This window comes from Streptomyces sp. NPDC057271, from assembly GCF_042668715.1.
GTDB lineage: Bacteria > Actinomycetota > Actinomycetes > Streptomycetales > Streptomycetaceae > Streptomyces.
In genome coordinates this window covers 1-5,606 of sequence record NZ_JBHUYJ010000014.1, presented here as the reverse complement: position 1 = coordinate 5,606, position 5,606 = coordinate 1, and the positions used below count along the sequence as shown (strand labels likewise).

3 protein-coding genes are annotated in these 5,606 nt (G+C 73.8%); 1 reads left to right on the top strand and 2 read right to left on the bottom strand.

Annotated elements, in window-relative coordinates:
• Positions 1-123 precede the first annotated feature (123 nt).
• Together ACFUJR_RS09640 and ACFUJR_RS09635 are read right to left on the bottom strand one after the other, a co-directional pair.
• Positions 124-1,905, bottom strand: coding sequence for an ABC transporter ATP-binding protein (locus ACFUJR_RS09640; protein WP_383180814.1), 1,782 nt, complete (start codon positions 1,903-1,905; stop codon positions 124-126).
• Positions 1,902-3,698 carry an ABC transporter transmembrane domain-containing protein gene (locus ACFUJR_RS09635; RefSeq protein WP_383180812.1) on the bottom strand — a complete coding sequence of 599 codons (1,797 nt, stop codon included), beginning with the start codon at positions 3,696-3,698 and terminating at the stop codon, positions 1,902-1,904. The genes ACFUJR_RS09640 and ACFUJR_RS09635 overlap by 4 nt, the downstream gene beginning before the upstream one ends.
• Before the next feature lie 168 nt (positions 3,699-3,866).
• Between ACFUJR_RS09635 and ACFUJR_RS09630 the strand changes: the two genes are divergently transcribed.
• Positions 3,867-5,492, top strand: a complete 1,626-nt coding sequence (locus ACFUJR_RS09630; RefSeq protein ID WP_383180809.1) for a peptide-N4-asparagine amidase — start codon at positions 3,867-3,869, stop codon at positions 5,490-5,492.
• Positions 5,493-5,606: the final 114 nt, after the last annotated feature.

The following is a 5,606-nucleotide window of genomic DNA, read 5'->3' as shown; positions in this document are numbered from 1 at the left end:
GGGGAGGGTAGGGGCGGGGGGGGGGGGGTGTTGGGGGGGGGGGGGGGGGGCTGGGGGGCTGGGCCGCCTGGAACCGGGGGGGGCGGGGGGCCCCCCCCCGGGGGGGGGCCCCACCGCGCGCCGTCAGCCGTGCCACGACCTCCAGAGCGCCGCGTACGCGCCGTCCGCCGCCACCAGTTCGTCGTGGCTGCCCAGCTCGCTGATGCGCCCCTCCTCGACCACCGCGATGACGTCCGCGTCGTGCGCGGTGTGCAGCCGGTGGGCGATCGCGACGACCGTGCGTCCGTCCAGGACCCGGGCGAGCGAGCGCTCCAGATGGCGGGCCGCCCGCGGGTCCAGGAGCGAGGTCGCCTCGTCCAGGACCAGGGTGTGCGGGTCCGCGAGGACCAGCCGGGCGAGGGCGATCTGCTGGGCCTGGGCCGGGGTGAGCGCGAGTCCGCCCGAGCCGACCTCGGTGTCCAGGCCCTCGTCGAGCCCCCGCGCCCAGCCGTCCGCGTCGACCGCGCCGAGCGCCGCCCACAGCTCGGCGTCCTCCGCGCCCGTCCGCGCGAGCCGCAGGTTGTCCCGGAGCGACCCGACGAAGACGTGGTGCTCCTGGTTGACCAGCGCCACGTGCTCCCGGACGCGCTCCGCGGGCATCTTCGCCAGCTCGGCCGCGCCGAGCGTGACCGAGCCGGTCCGCGGGGCGTAGATCCCCGCGAGCAGCCGGCCGAGCGTCGACTTGCCCGCGCCGGAGGGGCCGACGAGGGCGAGCCGGGTGCCCGGGGCGACGTCCATCGACACCCGGTGCAGCACGTCGACGCCCTCGCGGTAGCCGAAGCGCACCTCGTCCGCCCGGACGTCCCGGCCCTCGGGGCGCAGGGCACCGTCGCCGGCGTCCGGCTCGATGTCCCGGACGCCGACGAGCCGGGCCAGTGACACCTGGGCGACCTGCAGCTCGTCGTACCAGCGCAGGATGATCCCGACCGGCTCGACCAGCATCTGGGCGAGCAGCGCGCCCGTGGTCAGCTGCCCCACGTCGATCCAGCCACGCAGGACGAACACGCCGCCCAGCATCAGGACACCCGCAAGGACCAGCGTGTGGGTGAGGTTGATGACCGGGAAGAGGACCGAGCGCAGGACCAGTGTGTACCGTTCCCACGCGGTCCACTCCTGAACGCGCCGGTCGGAGAGCGCCACCCGGCGGGCGCCGAGGCGGTGCGCCTCGACGGTGCGCCCCGCGTCGACGGTCTCGGCGAGCGCGGAGGCGACCGCCGCGTAACCCGCGGCCTCGGAGCGGTACGCCGAAGGGGCCCGCTTGAAGTACCACCGGCAGCCGGCGATCAGCAGCGGCGCGGCGATCAGCAGCGAGAGGGCGAGCGGCGGCGCGGTCGCGGCGAGACCGCCGATCAGCAACCCCGCCCAGACCACGCCGACGGCGAGCTGCGGCACGGCGTCGCGCATCGCGTTGGCCAGCCGGTCGACGTCCGTGGTGATACGGGACAGCAGGTCGCCGGTGCCGGCCCGTTCGAGGACCCCCGGCGGCAGCCCGACCGACCGGACGAGGAAGTCCTCGCGCAGATCTGCCAGCATCTCCTCGCCCAGCATCGCGCCGCGCAGCCGCACCATCCGTACGAACAGCGTCTGGATGACGAGGGCGAGCGCGAACAGCGCGACGATGCGCCCCAGATGGAGGTCGCGCGCGCCCTCGGAGAGGCGCTCGACGAGCGAGCCGAGCAGGTACGGACCCACCATCGAGGCGGTCACCGCGATCACGTTGACGCCGATGAGCAGCGCGAACGCCCCACGGTGACGCCTCAGCAGATCGCGTACGTAGCCGCGCACGGTCGCAGCCGTGCCCACGGGCAGGGTCGTCGCCGACGTCGGGGCACCCGGGTCGTACGCCGGTGGCACCAGGCCGATCATGCCGACTCTCCTTCCAGCTCCGCTTCCCGCAGTCCTGCTTCCCAGGTCTGCTCGTCGTCGGTGTCGCGGGTGACGACGGCCCGGTAACGCGGTTCGGTACGGAGCAGGTCGCGGTGCGTACCGACGGCCACCACCTCGTCGTCGTGGACGAGGGCCACCCGGTCGGCGCGGTCGAGGAGCAGCGGCGAGGAGGCCAGGACGACCGTCGTACGGCCCTCGCGCAGCCCCCGCACCCCCGCTGCGACGCGCGCCTCGGTGTGTGAGTCGACCGCCGAGGTCGGCTCGTCGAGGACCAGCACCTCCGGGTCGGTGACCAGGGAACGGGCCAGCGCCAGGCGCTGGCGCTGCCCGCCGGACAGCGAGCGGCCGCGCTCGGTGATCCGGGTCCTCATCGGGTCGCCTTCGGTGCCGACGGACGCCTGTGCGAGCGCGTCGAGCACGTCTCCGCACTGGGCCGCGGCGAGGGCCTCCTCGGGCCGGACCGTGCCCGAGGAGGGCACGTCGAGCAGCTCGTGGAGCGTGCCGGAGAGCAGGACCGGGTCCTTGTCCTGGACCAGCACGGCGGTGCGGGCGGCGTCCAGTTCCAGTTCGTCGAGCGGCACTCCGCCGAGCAGGACCGAGGTGTGTCCCTCGCCCGCCTCGGTGGGATGGCCGCCGAGCCGGTCCGCGAGTCTCCCGGCCGCGTCCGGGTCGCCGCAGACGACCGCGGTGAGGAGGCCGGCGGGGGCGAGGAGCCCGGTGACGGGGTCGTACAGATCGCCCTTCGCGGTGCCGTGGCCGTCCGCCGTCGTGGTGGTGGTCCGGGCCAGCGAGAGCACCCGGGCCGCGCGCTTGGCGGAGGGCCGGGAGAAGGAGTAGGCCATGGCGATCTCCTCCACGTGGCGCAGAGGATGCAGCATCAGTGCCACCGCGCTGTACACGGTGACCAGTTCGCCGACCGCGATCCGCCCGTCGAGCGCGAGCCTCGCCCCGTACGCGAGCACGCCCACGAGAAGCAGACCCGGCAGCAGGACCTGCACGGCCGCGATCAGGGCCCACATCCGGGCACTGCGGACGGCGGCGTGCCGGACCTCCTGAGAGGCGGCCCGGTAGCGGGCGAGGAACAGCTCCTCGCCGCCGATGCCGCGCAGCACGCGCAGTCCGGCCACGGTGTCCGAGGCCAGCTCGGTGGCCCGGCCCGCCTTCTCGCGCTGGGCGTCGGCCCTGCGGGTGGCGCGGGGGAGCAGCGGCAGGACGGCCAGCGCGAGCACCGGCAGGCCCACCGCCACCACCACGCCGAGGGCCGGCTGGTAGACCACGAGGCCCACGCAGACCACGACCATCGTCAGCGCGGCCGCGGCGAACCGCGACAGCGCCTCGACGAACCAGCCGATCTTCTCGACGTCTGCGGTGGAGACGGCCACGACCTCGCCCGCCGCGACCCGCCGGGTCAGGACGGAGCCCAGCTCGGCGGTCTTGCGGGAGAGCAGTTGCTGGACGCGTGCGGCCGCGGTGATCCAGTTGGTGACGGCCGTGCGGTGGAGCATCATGTCGCCGACCGCGATGCCCGCGCCGAGCAGGGCGAGCAGCCCTCCCGCGAGCGCGAGCCGTCCGCCGTCGCGGTCCACGACGGCCTGGACGGAAAGTCCGACCGCGAGGGACAGACCGGCGATGCCGAGCTGCAGCACCAGTCCCCACAGGAGGGCGCCGACCTGCCCGCCGAGTTGGTTGCGGCCGAGCCAGAGCAGGAACCGGGTGCCCGAGCGGACGTCGGGCACCCCTGGATCGGCATACGGTAGATCGCGAATCTTCATGTCGTCCCAGGGCTTCCGGTCTCTTCGCTCCAGTGGCGCAAACCGTGCAAGGTTCACGCCGGGGGACGGCCGCCCGCAATCGATTTATTCGCAGAGGCGCACAGAACGCGCCAAGGTCGCACGACGCCCTCTGGACCGGTCCGGCGCCCCGCGCTTCACTCGCGACCCATGAGACAACAGAAGATCATGAGCATCATCGGTGGGCTCGTCCTGGCCGCCGGCGCCCTGCTCACGGCGCACCCGGCCGCCGCGCTCCCTCCGGCCGAACGGTCGCCGGCGGCCCAGGCCGATCCGCCCCCCGCCGAGTTCGGCAGCGACTGGCACGACCCGCTGACCGCGGCGCCTGACGTGGTCAAGCCGCCCACCCGGTCCTGCGAGATCCCGCTCGCCGCGGCCCGGTTCCGCGACTTCACGCCGTACCAGGGCAGTTACGCACCCCCGAAGGAGTGCGGCACCCGCTGGAGCAAGGTCGTCCTCCGCCTCGACGGAGAGGTGAAGGGGCGTCAGTACGACCGGCTCGGTCATGTCTCCGTCGGCGGCGTGGAGATCCTCCGCACCTCCACGCCCCAGCCCTCGCCCGACGGGATCCGCTGGTCGGTGGAGAAGGACGTCACCCGCTACCGCGACACCTTCGCCCGCCCCCAGCCCGTCGAGATACTCATCGGCAATGTCGTGAACGAGACCTACACCGGCGTCATCGGCGTGCGCGTCACGCTCACCTTCTACGCCGCCCAGGGCGCGGTGAAGCCCGCGGACACGCCCGACCGGGTGATGCCGCTCGACTCCACGAGCCTGACCACCCCGCGCAACACCGAACGCATCCTCGCCGAGGTGTACGCGACCGGCTCCGGCGGCGGTTGCGAGGAGTACTGGTACCTGACCGTGCCCGACGCGGCGCCGTACTCCTGCAGGGCGACCGACGGGCTGTACCGTGAGGTCCGGATCTCCGTCGACGGACGGACGGCGGGTATCGCCGCCCCCTTCCCGACCGTGTGGACGGGCGGCTGGTCCAACCCCTTCCTCTGGTACGTCTCGCCCGGGCCGCGAGCCTTCGACGTCCGGCCGGTCGTCTACGACCTGACCCCCTTCGCCGGCATCCTGAACGACGGCCGCGCCCACCGGGTCGAGGTGACGGTGGCGGGTGTCCCCGCGGGGCAGACCGGCTGGAGCACCCCGACCAACATCCTGCTCTGGCAGGACGAGGGCCGCGCCGTGGTCACCGGAGGGCTCGACCGCCACCACGAGACCGCACCGCGCAACTCCTCGGTGCACACGCCGGGTTCGCGGCATCGGCTAGACACCGAGGGCGGGCACGCCCTCACCGTCGCCGGGCATCTCGACACCTCGCACGGCCGCGTCGACACCACCGTCACGCGGACCCTGGCGCACACCTCCGTGCACCGCTGGGCCGAGGGCGAGAACCCGGACGCGCTCACAGCGCGGTGGACCGACGACGAGACGGTGACCGTCGGACGCGCGAGCACCCGCACCCACCGCACGTACACGATGGACGGCGAGACCACGATCGGCGCGGGCGACCGCCTGCGGACCGTGCTGGAGCTCGGCGACCGGGCCCGCACCGAGGTCGTGCGGGGCGGCAAGAGGCTCTCCTGGTCGCGCCTGGACCACACGTACGCCGGTGATGCCACCTACACCACCGGCGTTCCGCGCGATCAGCGGCGTGCGGTCGGGACGACGTCCGACCGCTACCGGCTCCACGGCTCCGACGGCTGCTACGACCGCAGCGTGAGGACGGCGCAGGGAACGGTCACGGAGGACCGGATGCGCTGCTGAGCCGCGGTGGGCCCGTCCGGCCTAGGCCCAATGCCGGTGACTTAGGTTGTGCCTTGTCGGGTGGTGGTGATGGTGTTCGGTGCGGTTGGTGCCCGGTTGCAGTGCTCGGCCCGT